This window comes from Trichocoleus sp. ST-U2 (genome assembly GCF_039961875.1).
Classification (GTDB): Bacteria; Cyanobacteriota; Cyanobacteriia; order Cyanobacteriales; family FACHB-T130; genus FACHB-T130.
Map to the genome: position 1 here is coordinate 132,855 of NZ_JAMPJY010000008.1, position 17,547 is coordinate 150,401.

Annotated in this window: 14 protein-coding genes; 9 read left to right on the forward strand and 5 right to left on the reverse strand. The window is 45.0% G+C overall.

Annotated features, from left to right (window positions below; genetic code table 11):
- The first annotated feature begins 21 nt into the window (after positions 1 to 21).
- Complete coding sequence (locus tag NC996_RS07805; protein WP_190690100.1) at positions 22 to 438, forward strand: hypothetical protein; 417 nt, start codon at positions 22 to 24, stop codon at positions 436 to 438.
- 77 nt (positions 439 to 515) lie between these two features.
- Here NC996_RS07805 and NC996_RS07810 read toward each other — a convergent pair whose 3' ends face one another.
- Positions 516 to 1,793: a sodium:proton antiporter gene (locus NC996_RS07810; protein ID WP_190690103.1), complete on the reverse strand. Its 1,278-nt coding sequence runs from the start codon at positions 1,791 to 1,793 to the stop codon at positions 516 to 518.
- Positions 1,794 to 2,083: 290 nt separating this feature from the next.
- On the opposite strand from NC996_RS07810, the gene NC996_RS07815 reads away from it, so the two are divergent.
- The 4 genes from NC996_RS07815 (at position 2,084) to NC996_RS07830 (ending at position 5,496) form a co-directional block, all read left to right on the forward strand.
- Entirely contained in the window at positions 2,084 to 3,466 is a 1,383-nt protein-coding gene (locus NC996_RS07815; RefSeq protein WP_190690106.1) for a cytochrome P450, read from the forward strand.
- Positions 3,467 to 3,693: 227 nt separating this feature from the next.
- Positions 3,694 to 3,870, forward strand: a complete 177-nt coding sequence (locus tag NC996_RS07820; RefSeq protein WP_190411616.1) for a hypothetical protein — start codon at positions 3,694 to 3,696, stop codon at positions 3,868 to 3,870.
- Between the two features lie 138 nt (positions 3,871 to 4,008).
- The gene (locus NC996_RS07825; protein ID WP_190674850.1) at positions 4,009 to 4,371 is read left to right on the forward strand and encodes a hypothetical protein; all 363 of its coding nucleotides are present in this window, start codon (positions 4,009 to 4,011) and stop codon (positions 4,369 to 4,371) included.
- Between the two features lie 75 nt (positions 4,372 to 4,446).
- Positions 4,447 to 5,496, forward strand: a complete 1,050-nt coding sequence (locus NC996_RS07830) for a glycosyltransferase family 4 protein (RefSeq protein ID WP_190411614.1) — start codon at positions 4,447 to 4,449, stop codon at positions 5,494 to 5,496.
- A gap of 4 nt (positions 5,497 to 5,500) precedes the next feature.
- Here the strand turns inward: NC996_RS07830 and NC996_RS07835 are convergent, their stop codons facing one another.
- The gene (locus NC996_RS07835) at positions 5,501 to 7,003 is read right to left on the reverse strand and encodes a glycoside hydrolase 100 family protein (protein WP_190674852.1); all 1,503 of its coding nucleotides are present in this window, start codon (positions 7,001 to 7,003) and stop codon (positions 5,501 to 5,503) included.
- Positions 7,004 to 7,431: 428 nt separating this feature from the next.
- Between NC996_RS07835 and NC996_RS07840 the strand changes: the two genes are divergently transcribed.
- Positions 7,432 to 9,729: an amylo-alpha-1,6-glucosidase gene (locus NC996_RS07840; RefSeq protein ID WP_190411612.1), complete on the forward strand. Its 2,298-nt coding sequence runs from the start codon at positions 7,432 to 7,434 to the stop codon at positions 9,727 to 9,729.
- Positions 9,730 to 9,846: 117 nt separating this feature from the next.
- On the opposite strand, the gene NC996_RS07845 is transcribed toward NC996_RS07840, so the two are convergent.
- Positions 9,847 to 10,161, reverse strand: coding sequence for a DUF2973 domain-containing protein (locus NC996_RS07845; RefSeq protein ID WP_190411611.1), 315 nt, complete (start codon positions 10,159 to 10,161; stop codon positions 9,847 to 9,849).
- Between the two features lie 119 nt (positions 10,162 to 10,280).
- Positions 10,281 to 10,610 (reverse strand): DUF2605 domain-containing protein, encoded by a 330-nt coding sequence (locus NC996_RS07850; RefSeq protein ID WP_190411610.1) that lies wholly within the window; start codon positions 10,608 to 10,610, stop codon positions 10,281 to 10,283.
- Between the two features lie 173 nt (positions 10,611 to 10,783).
- On the opposite strand from NC996_RS07850, the gene thrS reads away from it, so the two are divergent.
- On the forward strand, positions 10,784 to 12,610 hold the full coding sequence (thrS, locus tag NC996_RS07855) for a threonine--tRNA ligase (protein WP_190411609.1): 1,827 nt from the start codon (positions 10,784 to 10,786) through the stop codon (positions 12,608 to 12,610).
- Between the two features lie 253 nt (positions 12,611 to 12,863).
- Here the strand turns inward: thrS and NC996_RS07860 are convergent, their stop codons facing one another.
- Entirely contained in the window at positions 12,864 to 13,451 is a 588-nt protein-coding gene (locus NC996_RS07860) for a Yip1 family protein (protein ID WP_190690110.1), read from the reverse strand.
- Between the two features lie 649 nt (positions 13,452 to 14,100).
- Between NC996_RS07860 and NC996_RS07865 the strand changes: the two genes are divergently transcribed.
- Positions 14,101 to 16,410, forward strand: coding sequence for a CBS domain-containing protein (locus tag NC996_RS07865; RefSeq protein ID WP_190690113.1), 2,310 nt, complete (start codon positions 14,101 to 14,103; stop codon positions 16,408 to 16,410).
- 9 nt (positions 16,411 to 16,419) lie between these two features.
- On the forward strand, positions 16,420 to 17,547 hold the full coding sequence (locus NC996_RS07870; protein ID WP_190690116.1) for an ATP-binding protein: 1,128 nt from the start codon (positions 16,420 to 16,422) through the stop codon (positions 17,545 to 17,547).

The following is a 17,547-nucleotide window of genomic DNA, read 5'->3' on the forward strand; positions in this document are numbered from 1 at the left end:
TGCCTCTAGTGAAAAAACAATATGTATATTTTGTGTGATGGGAATTGGGACAGACCAGAAATAGAGATATCTGATTTATCACAAGACCTAATTAGACTTGGAAAGCTTCTTTTAAGCATCAATGGAGATGTTAAGTTACAGGCAAACCTAAGAAAGTCCGAATTCTATCCAGAGAATCTTGAAGCTGTTTCAATGAAGTTACTTCAAAGTAAAAATGCAGAAAAATTAGATTTAGTCAGAATTTTTATTGATAACAAAAATCTTGTAATTGAAGGTTCTAAATTAGGTTTTTATAAGCTTGGCACTTCTTTACTAAACTACTTTAATAAAAATAGTCAAAATGGTGAACATTTTCATTTAGACTACTTTTCAGGAGATCGTCTAATAGCACCTACTAACTGCCATATAATATTTTTGTGCATAGACAAAAATCACTGAAAACGAGGATGAAGAAATAATTAGCCCGCCTACGCGGGCTAATTTTGTATAGCCGCAGACTTCAGTCTGACGGCTTATCAAGAATCAGCAGTAACTTTTTGTTTCTTCCTCCCTTCTCTCTTGATATTGTGTTCGTACCAATTCATCAAAGGAGTAGCACTAATCCCATGCAAAAATACAGAAATCACGATGACGATGTAAGTAATCCAGGCAATTTGTTCGCCCAAAGTATCTTTTAAACCTTCGCCAAAAGCATAGGAAAGATAATATAAAGAACCAACGCCACGAATGCCAAACCAGCCAAACAAAAAGCGGGTTTCAGAGGGGTAGCGACGACCGAGAAAGCTAATCCAAACTCCCAGAGGTCGAATCAAAAAAATCAACAAGACTGCTACCAAGAGACCCTGACCACCAAACTGGCGAATCGGCTCATACCGCAATAGCGTTCCTAAGATCAAAATTGTTGCAACTTCCAGTAATTTCTCAACTTGTTCGGTGAATTCAAATTGCGAAATTTTCTTTTCGGGATCGTGGTAACTCCGCTGAACGACGACTCCAGCCACAAAAACTGCCAAAAAGCCGTAGCCATTAACAATTTCTGTCAAAGCATAGGTAATTAAAATCGTACTGAGAGCAACAAAATCCTCCATCAACTCATCGACCTGGCGGAAACGTTGCAGTTGCTGGTCAACCAAAACAACCATTTTTGCCGCGATAATTCCCATGACAATGCCAGCTGCGATCGCCCAAAGTAAATCAACCGCTACCCATTGTTTAAACCAGTTGTCCCAGTTGCTATCTTTTAAGGAGTGAATCCCGAAATAAACAAACGGAAAAGCGAGCGCATCGTTTAAACCGCCTTCCGAAGTTAAACCAAAGCGCAGTTCATCTTTATCTTTTAGATCTCCCATCTGAACTTCTGAAGCCAAGACTGGATCGGTTGGCGCGAGAATTGCACCGAGTAAAATCGCTGGTCCCCAATCCATTTTTAAAAACCAATGACCAACCGCAGCGATCGCAAAAATTGAAATCGGCATCAGAAATCCAATCAACCGCACTGTTGTGTTCCACGACCTTAATCTGAGTGGGCGATTCATCTTTAGACCGCAGTTAAAGACGGAGACAATCACCACAAATTCCGTTAGTCGTTCCAGAAATTCGGCGTCTGGTCGTATCTGAATTAACTTAAGCCCGTATTGCCCTAATCCGATACCCACGAGCAGGTAAATGATGGCATAGGAGAGGGGTAATCGTTTAATCCAGCCCGATCCCAAAGTAACCATCAGCAGGAGTAGACCAATCACCAACAGGTCAAGAATATAGATAGATACAGGAGGGAATAGGACTTGGAGCATACATTTAGCGATCGCATAGTTGAAAACAGTACCCTCTGAACTCTACTGACTTGCCGAAGACCCCAAATCATCACCGGGCTAGATTTTAGACAAAATGCGATCGATCCACTTTTACGGCTGAAGGCTGAGGATCGCACTCCTTAAAAGCCTCTAAACCCTGACGCCAAATTATCCTGTAGTGGAAGGTTTTCTAGTGGAAGGTTTTCGCTCCAGATTACAGCGATCGCATCGCTGCCTCTGCTAGCTTAGTTTTGCGATCGATAAAAGGAAAAAATAAAAGGAAAAACGCCATGACACTGCCTGATGGGCCGCAGACGCCGCAATTCCTGCAACTACTCCAATGGATTTCCCAGCCGGTGCAGTACCTAGAAACGTCTGTTAAAGCTTATGGTGACTGCTTCACAGCCCGCTGGGGTGGCTTTCCCCCGTATGTACTCATTAGCAATCCGCAAGGAATTCAGGAGCTGTTAACGGCAAATCCCAGACAATTTAACAGCGGTAGTGGGAATAAGATTTTACAACCTTTGCTGGGCAACCAATCTCTGATATTACTAGATGGCGATCGCCACCAGCGCCAGCGACAGCTATTGACTCCCCCCTTTCACGGGGAACGAATGCGAGCTTACGGCAAGTTGATTTGTGACATTACCGAGGAAGTCATGAATCGGCTAACGATTGGCAAACCCTTCCTAATTCGTGCCACCGCGCAAGAGATTTCTCTGGAAACCATCTTAGGCGCTGTCTTTGGCATCAATGAGGGTCAGCGTTTCCAGGAACTCAAGGGACTCCTTACTTCGATGCTGGATGCTGTGAGTTCTCCCCTTTCCTCCGCCGTCCTCTTTTTTCCATCACTCCAACGAGATTTGGGTTCTTGGAGTCCTTGGGGAAAATTTCTTCGCCAACGGCAGCAAGTTGACCGACTCATTTACGATGAGATTCAGCAACGCCGGGAGCAATTCGATCCAGATCGCACAGATATTCTCACGCTGCTGATGTCTGCGCGGGATACTGATGGGCAACCAATGACGGATGAAGAATTGCGCGATGAGTTAATGACCCTCCTGTTGGCGGGTCACGAAACCACGGCTTCAGCGATCGCTTGGGCATTGTATTGGATACACCGTCAACCAGAGGTACATGACAAGCTTCTCCAGGAACTCAATAGTGTTGGGGATGTTTCAGATGTCAGCGCCATTTCTAAACTTCCCTACCTCAACGCTGTTTGCTCGGAAACGTTGCGAATTTATCCAGTGGCGATATTTACTTTTGGTCGAATTACGCGATCGCCAGTGCAACTGATGGGCTATCAATTTGATGCCGGTACACCGCTTGCTGCCTGTATTTATCTGGTTCATCACCGTGAGGATATTTACCCCCAAGCAAATTCTTTCAAGCCTGAGCGCTTTTTGGAACGGCAATTTTCTCCCTATGAATATTTGCCCTTTGGTGGCAGCAATCGTCGTTGTATCGGGATGGCATTTGCCTTGTTTGAAATGAAGCTGGTACTGGCGAAGATGCTTTCGCGTTATCAACTAGCTCTCACCGATCAACGTCCGGTTAAACCTGTCCGTCGTGGCGTTACCTTAGCACCCCCGGCAACGATGCAGATGCTTATCACCAGTCAGCGTCCCCAGAATACTCAAATACATCAGCCCCTTTCTACGTCTGCATAAATAACTGCTCGCTCAATTGTCATTCAGTTTGAGTTTTAGCCAGTCCAATCAGGATTTACAAGAAACGCTTGGAAAACTAACAGGTACGGCTGAAGATATGCCAAAAGACTCTATACACTGCAAAAATGGCTTGTGAAAATCCCTAGTAAATTTGCACAGTTCTGACTCTTATTGATTCCTTTTCTCTTCAGTCCTATCTTCTAATGAAAAGGTCATGGGCTTAAAATATGCAAGTCTTGGTACCAAATCTTCTTTCCCATGTCCTCTTGCAATTCACAGCAGCGGCGGGAAAACCCCGCCTCTACAGGATTCAGCAATTTTTAAAGTCAGGACATCCAGAAGCGATCGCTATCTTGGTAGCGATCGCCTCTGGTTTAAGATTGAGAAAAACAACGATTTTGTAAATATGGTGAAGTAAATGCTCAATTTCTATGTATTTTTAGCTAAAGACTGGTTAAAATCTGGAACTTTTAAGTGTTTTTTTCATTCTCAGATTTGTTGAAGCATAGTATCTTTAGTTAAGAACTAATCAGGGCAAAATAATGATAATACTTAACATTATTCTAATTTGTGCAGGTTTAGGGATTAGTAGTTGGTTACTTTTAAGTTATGGAAATGAGTTAGTTAAAGCGATAAATGTCTTGTTTTCAGGATTAGAATCTATATTTATGGTGATTATCGTTATTGTTTTTAAAACTGTAAAATCCCTAATAATTGGAGGAATTATTGCTCTACTCTGTGCTGGAATATTTAAAATAGCGGGTGCCCAGATAAGCCTTTTAAAAGTCGCTGCGATTACAGTAGGAATTATATGTTTCGCTTTTCTCATGCTTAAAACCTTCGTAGAAGAGTGGAGTAACTTTTACTGGAGTATCCGCAATGTGATTCGCAACAAATATCGCTAACGGTGAAAACATCTAGTTTCTAAACAGAGCAAACTAAGCTAAGATTTTGAAGATTGTCATCTTCCAGTTTTTCTTATGAGAATTGCCCAAATTGCACCGCTGTGGGAACGAGTGCCACCTTTTCGCTACGGCGGGATTGAACTCATTGTCAGTTTACTAACTGATGAATTAGTTCGGCGCGGTCATCAGGTAACATTATTCGCCTCTGGAGACTCGATTACAAAAGCTCAGATGAAGTCAGTGCATAACCAAGCGCTGCGCTTAGATTCAAAGATTAAAGAGCCTGGAGTTTATGAGCTAATGATGCTCTCTCAGGTCTATCAACAGGCGCATCACTTTGATATTATTCACTCCCACGTCGGCTATGCAGCTCTGCCCTATACGCCTTTTGTGAAGACGCCGACCGTACACACCACACACGGAATTTTCACGCCAGATAATGAGAAAATATTCCGGCAATTTGCATGGGAGCCTTATATCAGTATCAGTGAAGCTCAGAGAGAACCCCGACTCGGTTTAAATTACATCCATACGGTCTACAACGGCATCGACCCAGCAGTATATCCCTTTCAGGAAAAAGCAATTGAACCGCCCTATCTAGCCTTTGTGGGGCGTATTTCCCCAGAAAAAGGTCCGGAAGGAGCAATAAAAATTGCTCGTGCCAGCGGCTATCCTTTAAAAATGGCAGGTAAGGTTGACCCGGTAGACAAAGTTTATTTTCATGAACAGATAAAACCGCTGATTGATGGCGAACAAATCCAATATCTCGGTGAAGTTTCTCACGAAGAAAAGGCGCAGTTACTAGGAGGTGCCACCGTGACGCTATTCCCGATTACCTGGCGGGAACCATTTGGCTTGGTAATGATTGAATCGATGGCAACGGGGACGCCGGTGATTGGAATGGCGATGGGTTCGGTGCCAGAAGTCATCGCGCATGGCAAGAGTGGATTTGTTTGTCACTCTCTGCAAGAAATGATTGACGCAATTCCACAAGCGATGACCTTAAACCGCCAGACGTGCCGAGACTACGTTTTGAATCGCTTTAGCGTCAAGACGATGGTGGATGAGTATGAACGAGCTTATCAAATGACGCTAATGGGGAATCCGGAAGGAGTAAAACACTAGCAAATTACTGATTTTTGGCATAAGTTTTTTCCTTGAATTTGATTAATTCTAAGGGATCTAAACCAGAGGGCGTCATCAATTCTTTTGCTAATAAATACCCGGCACAAGTCCAGGTTTGATGCCTTCTGGCTTCTCGACCAATTAAGTGACCGCTTTTCCCGTCATAATATTCAGGCCAATCTTCTTTTTGCAACCGTTTTCCAGCTTTTTCAATTGCTGCTTTTGCAAACTGCATATATTCTTCTTCTTTTGAATCTTGACCCAATTTTCGAGCGGCGGCTGCCCACATCCACATCAAAACAGGCCAACTTCCCCCATTGTGATACGACCAAGGACTATTTTTAGGATCGCAACCCGTCAAAATTCTCCAATCTTCGTCTTCTATGGCTGGATAACAGATTTTGAAAGGCATTTGTCCAATTAGCTCTTTATCTCGTTTTTCGATGAGATTCATGATTTTTTCGGACTGATCGTTGGTAACTAAGGAACAAACGATTGCCATCAAGTTACCAACCGAAAAGAATCGAAAATCCATCTGCGATGGGCCAATATTTCCAACTAAATAACCCCCGTCTTCTGGCAGCCATTCGTCTAAATTAGCATAAGGAATAGATGCGGCATAGATATTGTATTTGTTGATAGCGGTTGCCCCATATTCCTCAACATTGTACTGATAGGTTTGATTTAGACGATCCATATCCATCCAATACTCAGTCCGAATATGGTTAGCCAGAGAACCCAATCGTTTCTCTATCGCTGAGAGAATATCTTTATTGTTGTGATTTTTGCGGTCGAGTAGCTCATCAGCAGCACGCAAGGCAGCGTAGAATAGGACTTGGATTTCTAGTGGGTATCCATAGATGCCCATTCGACGGTCAATCATAAAAGCTCCATCGGGAACTAAGAGAGTAGGTTCTCGATCGAAGCGATCGCTAAAACAAAGTTCCAGAATTAATCTGATTCCTTCTTGGAAGTCGGCTTGATGGACTAAAGAGGTGTCGCCCGTCGCTTTCCAATAAGCCCGCAACAGGATAATCCACCAGAGGCTAGAATCAACTGGCGTGACTCTAGCGATCGCGTGCTGACCAAAATCGGGGTCTAAGTGTTCTTTGCCCTTCTTATTCTTAATAATTTTGAAGCTAGCTGGCATTAAAACTCGACCCGTATTCAAAAAAGTTTCGGATCTTTCTTGCTGGTGTAGTTCTAACGTTACTTCTAGAAAATTTTTGACAATTTCCTTGCCGTTGACTGTCACCTCTTTTTTGTTATCAAGTTGAACGGAAAATTCACCTTTAACTAAAAATAAAAGTGCTACTGGAACAAAATCACGAATAAAAACTTGGTCATAATTCAGCGTATCTCTACTAACTTTTTTGGGGATATTTATTTCATTTTTATCTTTTTTATAAGTATGAGCGGCTGGAGTTCCAACCAGCCGTCCTTTATAAGAGATAAGCGAATCCACCAGTATTTGTAATGCTTCTATTTCCAGTGCCTCTACTCCCATCAGATACGGACCTCCTTAATTTCTAGAGCAATCTATTATACGAGATGCTGCTTCATCACAGACACTTTTAAGCCAGAGAATTGTGCAACATAATCCCTTAAATAGAGCGTACTATAGAATGCAGGGTGTGGTGTATTGTTGAATTTCCATTTAACGCCGTCATCCCCGCAAAGGGCATGATTGACCAGGTTGAGCGAAGAAAAAATCCGTCCGCAGTAAGAGAGTTGGAAAAAAATTGGAAATTTTGTTCTCTCCGAACGATAGAGCGGATCGTTGATTAGATTTGTAGAAGTATAAAAAGGGCACATTTGTCGAAACCTCGATCCTCTACTGAATATCAGTAGCGATGGGTAAGGTTTTAAATTAGATCGTGTGACCCTGATTAAAGCCTCACAAAGACCCTGTATTCTTGAGCAGAAACCTGATTCATGGCACCGGATATTCTTGAACTGGACGGAAAAACCTTTGTTCCCGCACAAGAGCTGCCCATTCCAGAGTGGCCTTGCGTTCTTGGCGATCGCCCCCAACCGACTCTTACTATTAAAGACAATGACCTGTTTTTAGTCACCGATACCCTGGGCAACATTGCCGGGTGTTTAGGCGATGACATGAATGCTAGCATGGGGCTTTTCTGCGCCGATACGCGGTTCCTTAGTCGCCTGGAACTGCAAATTAACGGACGCTCCCCCGTCTTGCTCAGTAGCACAGCTGACAAAGGATTTGCCCTTTCAGTTCTGTGTACCAATCCCAGCATGGACGGAGGAGAGCGATTAGAGGGAGGGGATAAATTAGAGCCAAATGAGCAAATTGACGGCGGGGCAATTTTTGACTTTGCACCTCTTCGAGCCGACACCATCGGAATTAACCGAGAAATTGTCCTAAATGGAGCGCTGTTTGAAGAATTAACTGTTTCCAACTACAGCACCAGTTCCATTCGCTTTCAACTTAGCCTCAGCTTTGATGCGGATTTTGTGGACTTATTTGTAGTCCGGGGGTACGGTCGAAAAAACAAGGGGCAGCTGTTACGAGCCGTGCCTAAAAGTCAAGCCGCAGAACCCGAAAAGCAAGAAATGACGCTCGCTTATCAAGGGTTGGATGGCTCTGTAATGGAATCGCACATCGAGTTTGTTCATCGCCAGCCAGACACTCTCAGTGGTTATACGGCAGTTTGGCAGCTGGAGATGGAGCCTCACGAAACTCAAAAACTGGGCTATCGGCTGCAAATGCGTACCAATAACCGTCCCACTTCTAGGGTATCTGCCCCAGTCACACTGGTACAGGCTAGAGCCGCAGAGTTATCGGAGCAGCAAGAGTGGCGTCAACACGTAACCGGGATTCGCTCAGACAAAAACACGTTTAATCGAGCGATCGAGCGAGCCGAGCAGGATACTTATTTACTGCGCCAGTCTTTCGGCAAAGGGAAGGTACTCTCGGCTGGGGTGCCTTGGTTTTCGACGTTGTTTGGGCGCGACTCGATTATTGCAGCGTCGCAAACGCTGATGCTCGATCCGACAATTGCCCGCGAAACCCTAACGATCTTGGCTGAATACCAAGGGAAAACGGATAATGAGTGGCGCGATGAGCAGCCAGGGAAGATTTTGCACGAGCTGCGTTTGGGTGAAATGGCGCGTTGTGAAGAAATTCCCCATACACCTTATTACGGCACCGTAGATGCGACACCGCTGTGGTTAATGCTGTATGCGGAACACTTTGCCTGGACAGCCGATCGGGAAACCCTAGAGCTACTGTGGCCGAATGCCTTGGCGGCAATGGATTGGATTGACCGCAACAGCAAGGAAACGGGTTATCTCATCTACCAACGTCAATCGAAGCGGGGTTTGGCGAATCAGGGGTGGAAAGACTCTGGCGACTGTATTGTGAATCGCAAGGGGCAGATGGCGATGGGCGCGATCGCTCTTTGTGAAGTGCAAGCTTATGTCTATGCTGCCAAAATCCGTCTGGCAGAAATTGCCCGCATGAAGAAGCGCCTTGATTTAGCCGACAGGTGGCAAGATGAGGCGAGAGATTTGAAGAATCGCTTCAATCGGGATTTTTGGATGCCAGAGGAAGATTTCTGCGCCTTGGCTTTGGATGGCGACGGCAATCAGGTTGATAGTATTACTTCTAACCCCGGTCACTGTCTGTATTTGGGCATCTTGACACCAGAAAAAGCTTATAGCGTGGCGGAACGGCTACGGGCACCGGATATGTTCAACGGCTGGGGAATTCGCACCCTCAGTAGTTTGTCACCGGCTTATAATCCGATGGGCTATCATGTCGGTTCTGTGTGGCCTCACGACAATGCCATGATTGCGATGGGGGTGCGATCGCTCGGTCTAATCGATCAAGCGCTGGAACTTGCCAAAGCTTTAATGGATATGACTTTACAGCAACCTTATCAACGACCGCCAGAACTTTTCTGCGGTTACGAACGCACAGAAGATAACACCACGGTCAAATACCCCGTCGCTTGTTCTCCTCAAGCTTGGGCAACCGGCAGTATCTTCCAGTTGCTGCAAATGATGGTAAATTTAGTCCCCGATGCTCCCAATAACTGCTTGCGGATTATCGATCCTGCTTTGCCGGAGTCGATTAATCGTCTAGCGCTACAGAACTTGAGAGTGGGGCAGACTTTGCTGGATTTGGAATTTGAGCGTTCCGGCAATACCACTGCCTGTCGGGTTGCCAAAAAACGCGGTAATTTGCGGGTTGTGATTGAAGCTTGATTTAGAAGCTGGGTGGGGAATGCCCACCCAGCTCTATCAAGCTGATTGCCAGTCTCTAAAAAATCTTGCTAATTTTTTGAGTAAATTATCTGATTTTCCTTTTAAAATCCCGCTACTTCATGCTTCCTCAGTGTCCCCATTGATACCGGGAGAAGATTTGTAGAGGGCGTCCAATTGTTCGCGGGCGTCTTCTACGGTCATGGAACGCATCACCAAAAGCGGTTCGTTAATCGGGTTCCCGGCATCATCTAATAGTTCCGGGTGCGGGATCGACCCATAAGGAGAGCGAGAATCTCTAAATTGGGACTGCATCCCTGGTGGGTAGCGCCGTTGAGAATCCATACTACTGATGGTTAACAAGTTGCGGAGCATATTCCCTATAGCAAGAAACGCCAGAACAGTAAAGGCAATTAAATAAAGCAGGTGTAACATACGATTTTCCTCCAAGCCGCACAGTCTAATGGGATGTTCGTCAATAGGGGCTTTCGCATTCGTGGCGAAACGGTAATGCTTGCCCCCGGATTTTCCGTAAAAATGTTTCGCCCTTAGATTTACTTGTTCGTGGAAGTGGATTGCTCAGCGTGGAAGCGCATCGACACCTGCCAACACTCAGTAACCAACTGGTGCCACGGCATCAGAACTGACGTTTCAATGCCAACTTGAGCATCAGTCGCTTGAAAGAGCATCTGAGCGGTGCTGACTTCCGCGTGAGCAAGCTTGACTCGATCCAGTAAGTCGGATTGCTGTTGGGCACTTAAAAAAGTAATTTCTTCAGTTTCTAAGAGAGCGCGCGATCGCGCAAACCAATACTGAAAATCTTCTAAGAGCGGTTGTAATACCGTTTTCAGCAATTCATTTTCAGGCAAGTTGGAAGCAGCCATGAATCAAAAACCGAATACTATCTAAATTTAATCTTAACGTAGTTTACAATTCGTAATAATATTTTTAGATTCTCTTAAACAACAACCACATCGCCAGGGAAAAACAACCTCGGTATGATAGAGGCAGTAACACCCGATTAATTGCCCGTTTCTTCGTCCTTATGGAACCGCCGATGAGCGTCTCAGAATCTCCAGCGTCTCAAGAACAGCCAGAAAAAATGTATTTGCCCCGTACCAGCGAATCTGAATCGTTGAAGAAAATCCGTCACACCGCTTCCCACGTTATGGCAATGGCGGTGCAAAAGCTGTTTCCCAAAGCGCAGGTGACTATCGGCCCTTGGATAGAAAACGGCTTTTACTATGACTTTGATAATCCAGAGCCATTTACCGAAAAAGATTTGAAGTCCATCCAGAAAGAGATGGTCAAAATCATCAATCGGAAATTGCCAGTGATTCGGGAAGAAGTCAGTCGCGAGGAAGCTGAAGGTCGGATCAAGACAATTAATGAGCCTTACAAGCTAGAAATATTAGAAGACATTGAGGAACCAATTACCATCTACCACTTGGGGGATCAATGGTGGGATTTGTGTGCAGGCCCTCATTTGGAAAATACCAGTGAGTTGAACCCGAAGGCAATCGAACTCGAAAGTGTTGCCGGTGCTTATTGGCGGGGGGATGAAACGAAAGCTCAACTCCAGCGCATTTATGCCACCGCTTGGGAAACGCCAGAACAGCTGGCTGAATATAAGCGCCGCAAGGAAGAAGCGCTACGCCGAGATCACCGCAAACTCGGCAAAGAACTGGGACTCTTTATTTTCTCAGATCCGGTGGGGCCGGGGTTACCTCTGTGGACGCCGAAAGGAACGGTGTTGCGAAGTGTTTTAGAAGACTTCCTGAAGCAGGAACAGCTGAAACGGGGATATCAGCAGGTGGTGACGCCCCACATTGCCAGAGTCGATTTATTCAAAACTTCCGGACATTGGCAGAAATACAAAGAGGATATGTTCCCGCTGATGGCGGAAGATGAGCAGGCGGCGGCGATAGAACAGGGATTCGTCCTGAAGCCGATGAATTGCCCCTTCCACATCCAAATCTATAAGAGCGAGTTGCGTTCCTATCGGGAACTGCCGATGCGGCTGGCGGAATTTGGCACCGTCTACCGTTACGAGCAATCTGGGGAACTGGGCGGCTTAACGCGGGTACGCGGTTTCACGGTGGATGATTCTCACTTATTCGTGACGCCAGAACAGCTAGACAGCGAATTCCTGAAAGTGGTGGATTTGATTCTGTCGGTGTTCAAGAGTCTGCAACTGAAAAACTTCAAGGCGCGACTCAGTTTCCGCGATCCGGCTTCAGATAAGTACATTGGTTCCGATGAAGCTTGGGAGAAGTCTCAAGGTGCGATTCGCCGCGCCGTGGAAACCCTGGGCATGAACTACTTTGAAGGCATTGGCGAAGCCGCATTTTATGGCCCGAAACTGGATTTTATCTTTAGCGATGCCCTAGATCGCGAGTGGCAACTGGGTACTGTCCAAGTGGATTACAACCTGCCAGAACGGTTTGATTTGGAATATGTGGCGGAGGATGGTTCCCGGAAACGTCCGGTGATGATTCACCGCGCCCCTTTTGGCTCCTTGGAACGGCTGATCGGGATCTTGATTGAAGAATATGCAGGGGATTTCCCGCTGTGGTTAGCGCCAGTCCAAGCGCGATTGCTGACGGTGAGCGATGCCCAGTTGCCTTTTGCTCAGGAAGTGGCACAGAAGATGCGATCGCTCGGTATTCGCGTGGAAGTCGATACCAGCGGCGATCGCATGGGCAAAATGATTCGCAATGCCGAAAAAGACAAAATCCCCGTCATGGCGGTGGTAGGGGCGAAAGAGCTGGAATCCAATAGCTTGAGTATTCGCACCCGTGCTGCTGGCGATGTGGGGGTTATTCCTGTAGAAGAAGTGTTGGAGAAGATGAAAAACGCGATCGCTAACTTCGACAATTTTTAAGAAGTTGCCAGTTCATAGTTCATAATAGGGGCACTCTTTTGGAGTGCCCTTTTCCAATTGGGTGCATCTCAATAACAGCAAAAATGCCACCCCAGCTCAGCCTCTCTCCGCTTGCAAAGAGGGGTTCAATCTTTCCCCTTCTCCGTCAACGGAGAGGGGCTGGGGGTGAGGTTCCGCCTTTATATTGCACGCTATAAATCCGTTTAATATTGATATTTTTCAGCTTCCCAGTGCCTGCCGATTCCAACATTTTTTAGAGTGCTGGTTTGGGAAATGTAACCAATAGATTGCTAATCCCGATAACAAATACATAGAGTAGAACCGCACCCGCAAGCGTTACCGCAGTGTAGGCAGTTGCTTTATTTTTCGGGCATTTCATCACAATCGGCAATCCCAGATATAGCAGATATACGCTATACAACCCAGCAAGAAATGCGAAAATCGTGAAACTTGGGATGATACGGAGGATACCGGCTAACCAGGCAGGTGTGTTGGCATAAGCAGCAACTTTAAGAGCTTGTAGCTGATTTTTCTCGGCTGAAAATTGAGGAGCGAAAGCATTAATAATCAACGACAAGAAAAATACGCTTAATAGTGTTAGTAAAAAGCTAACACCTGCATATAAAATAGCTGGCACTAAGGGCAACCGAGACGTAACGATACTAGAGGTATTGATGCCGATAACTGCCCAACCAACAGCTGCGGCGATTGGAGCGATCGCTGCCAGAGGAGCAATATAGGTGTTATACAATCTAGCGCTAGAGGTTGTTTCTTTTGCGATCGCTCGCCACTCACTTTTGGGGTGCAAAAGGATATTTGGAATGCGCTTAATTAAGTTCATTTTTCACTTTGTTTTATTGATTTGATGTAGCAAAACTGATTTTAAGCCCCAATCCAGCTAAACACTATATATCTTCCCAATTATTAGGATTTCACCCTTTTGTCAGATGCTGCCAGCGCAGATATTAGTTAAATCAATATCCATTTAAATATTCCTTTAGCAAGAGGATTTAAGAGGTTGACAAAAGGTATGCTAAAAAGGGTTTTGTCTTAACTTTCTGGCTAGGTAGGATCTAGCTAAGGTGGAGGTGGTAAAAAAGCGATCGCCCTGGTAAAACATCCGAATCATATGGGATTTCACGGTTGCGGGGATGTTTTCTTGCTGTCATGAATTTGATGAATGAGGGCAAAAGCACGCGAAGCCTAGAGACGAATCAAAGATTTACCTTCCTGCACGCAAATAGGGTGTCGGTAGTAGCGATTGGTGAATTTTGACTGTACCGCAAAAGGCGCGGCAACTTGTGTGAAGGCAATTTGTGTCAAATAAATCCCGTTGCGAGGCGGCGATGTGATACCGAATACAGTTCTGGCGGGAATCCTAAGTGAAGGAGCAACTGCTTTTCGCAAAATCTATTTGGTAATAGAGGAATTGCAAATGCAAGTATGCGATCGCCCACTGCAATACACCGCAATAATACACAGGTTGACCCATGCCAACAAAGGGATTGCTTAGCTTAGAATCTGTCATCGATCGTCGTCCTCTGACTGTATCGGCTGACACCCCACTGATGGACGCGATCGCCATGATGGGCAAAGCGAAAAGCAGTTGTGTACTTCCTAGTTTGAAGATACCCCCAGAAGCAGTGCTAATGAGCGAGGCACGAGCTAGCGCTGTCTTTGTAGTAGAAGGGTTGCAGTTAATCGGAGTGTTTACCCACACAGATGCTATCCAGGTAATTGCCTCAGGAATCAATTTAGCAGAAGTCAAGATTGCCTCGGTGATGACGCAGCCGAGCATCGCTCTGACTGAATCTGACACAGAGAATATTTTCACAGCATTGTCAATCCTGCGCCAGCATCAAATTCGCCACCTACCTGTTATAGACGCGCAAAGGCAAGTGGTAGGCGTCATCACCCTAGAAAGTATTCGCCAAGCACTGCCCCTCGATGAGCTAATCAAATCGCAGCCTTTGACAGAAGTGATGACTGCCCCAGTTATTCAAGCACCGGCGACGGCTTCGGCGCTGAGCTTAGCTCAATTAATGGCAGAACACCAGGTCAATTGTGTTGTGCTTACAGAAGAAAGTTCCGAGTCGAGTTCTATTGAAAACTCAAAACTTCAACCCGATCCCTTGAGCGAAGCAAAGGTTCAACGCTCAAAACTTCCTACGCATCGCTACACTAACAAAACTCAAAACGTGCGACCTACCGCTACGCTAACAACCCTCCTGAAGCCAGTAGGGATTGTCACCGAACGGGACATCATCGATCTTCAGGCTCTCAGCCTGGATTTATCACAGATACAGGCGTTTAGGGTAATGAGGGCATCCGTGTTGTCTTTAAGCCCCTCAGATTCAGTGTTAGTTGCCCTTTGGGAAATGCAGCAGCACCAGGTGCAGCGAGTTGTGGTGTCGGAGAATCCCAGGGAGCTGTTAGGTATTGTTACCCAAACCAGTTTTTTGCAAACGCTCGATCTCACACAAATATCTACAGCAGTAGAGCAATTGCAGCAATCGATCGAGCAGTTTGAAGCCGAATCCTCTCTCCCCCCGCACAATGAAACCCTAGAACCTCAAGGACAGGAAAGCCCAGCGGAACTGTTGGAACAGCTTGAGCGCAATCGCCTGTTAACCACAATTGCCCTCCGCATTCATCAATCACTCGATTTGGACGAAATTCTGAACACCGCCGTCGCTGAAGTGCGGCAATTTCTCCAAACTGACCGCGTGATTATCTACCGTTTTAATCCAGATATGAGTGGCACTGTCGTTGTCGAATCGGTCGCTGAGGGCTGGCAACCTGCTCTAAGTAGCACAATTCACGACAATTGCTTTGGGAAGAATTATGCCCAAGCCTACAAAAAAGGGCGTATTCAAGTCACAGCAGATATTTATACCACCGGGTTAACCCAATGTCATATTGATATCCTGGCTTTGTATGATATCCGAGCGAGTCTCGTGGTTCCGATTCTGCAAGGAGAACATTTGTGGGGTCTGCTGTGCGCCTATCACTGTTCGGGACCCAGGCGGTGGCGGGAGTTTGAGATTGATTTGCTCAAACAATTGTCAACGCAAGTAGCGATCGCAATTCAGCAGTCTGAACTTTATCAGCAAGTACAAGCTGAACTCGCCGAACGCAAACGAGCAGAAGAGCAACTCAAGGCTTCGCTTAAAGAAAAAGAGGTGCTACTGAAGGAAATTCACCACCGCGTCAAAAACAATTTACAGATTATTTCTAGTCTGTTAAAGCTGCAATCTGCCTATACCAAAGAGGAACAGGTTCTGGGAATGTTCAAGGACAGTCAGAATCGCATTCGCTCGATGGCTCTGATTCACGAAAAATTGTATCAGTCCAAAGACCTATCTAGGATAGACTTTGCTGAGTATATTCGCGACCTGGCAGGAAATTTACTTCGTTCCTACAAAGCAAGCTCTCAGGCAATTACGCTGAAAACAAACGTTAATGACATTAACCTAAACATTGATACAGCGATTCCTTGTGGTCTAATTATCAATGAATTAATGTCCAATTCCTTAAAACACGCTTTTCCAACGCCCAGTATCGATAAGGAAATTTGTATTAATATTTACTCAAACGGCAATCATCAATTTATTTTGAACGTCAGTGACAACGGAATCGGTTTCCCGAAAGACTTGGACTTCCGGAATACTGAATCCTTGGGGTTGGAGTTAGTCTGCACCCTCACTGAACAATTAGACGGGACTATCGAACTTGATAGTCGTAGAGGGACAAGCTTTTTTATCACATTTTCAGAAATCGGCAACATTAGGAAGACATAAATAAAAAAAATGGCAAAGGAAAAAATTTTAGTAGTTGAAGATGAAAGAATTGTTGCCAAGGATATCGTAAAGAGCTTGCAACGCTTAGGATATAACGTTGTCGCTTCTGTTGCTTCGGGAGAGGAAGCGATTCAAAAAGTATTGGAAATTCAGCCCGATTTAGTGTTAATGGATATTATGTTGAAAGGACAATTGGATGGAATAGAAACCACTGAAAAAATTCATAAAAACTTCGATATTCCAGTAATTTATTTAACTGCTTATGCCGATAAAAAAACCCTCGAAAGAGCCAAAATCACAGATCCATTTGGCTATATAATTAAACCGTTTGATGAAAGAGATTTACATACTACGATTGAAATCGCACTTCGCAGACATTTAGCCGAAGCAGCAACTCGCGTAGCTCTTGAAAAAGAAAAACAATTAAGCGAACTTAAATCTCGCTTTTGGTTCATGGTTGCCCACGAATTCCGTAACCCGCTGACCGCAATTTTATCTTCTGCTGAACTACTGGAATCTTATAGCCACGAATTAACAGAACTTAGAAGACGTGAGTATTTCTATCTTATTCAAACCTCGGTTCATTCGCTGAACAATTTGTTAAACGAAGTTTTAGAGTTTGGAAAAGCAGACGAAGGAAAACTAGAATGCAAGCCAAAACCCCTGGATTTAGTATGCTTTTGCCGGGATTTGGTAGACCATATGCAATTCAGCTCTGGTTCAAAACATAGAATTATTTTCACCAATCAAGGTGACTGTACTGATGCTTGTTTGGATGAAAAACTGCTGCGGCATATATTTAGTAATTTGTTAGGGAATGCTATCAAATATTCACCCGAAGGCAGCAATATCTACTTTGAACTTTTGTGTGAGAATGGAGAGGCAGTTTTTCAGGTAAAAGACAACGGAATTGGCATTCCTCCAGGCGACCGAGAACTATTGTTTGACTCATTTCATCGAGCGACAAATGTGAGTAGTATTCCCGGTCATGGACTAGGACTAACGATTGTCAAAAAATGTTTAGACTTACAGAGTGGAGAGATTGCTGTAAATAGTGAAGTTGGAGTGGGGACTACTTTTACAGTCATGCTGCCATTGAACATCTGCGTAATGCCGGAAAAAAATGTTCCTTCATAG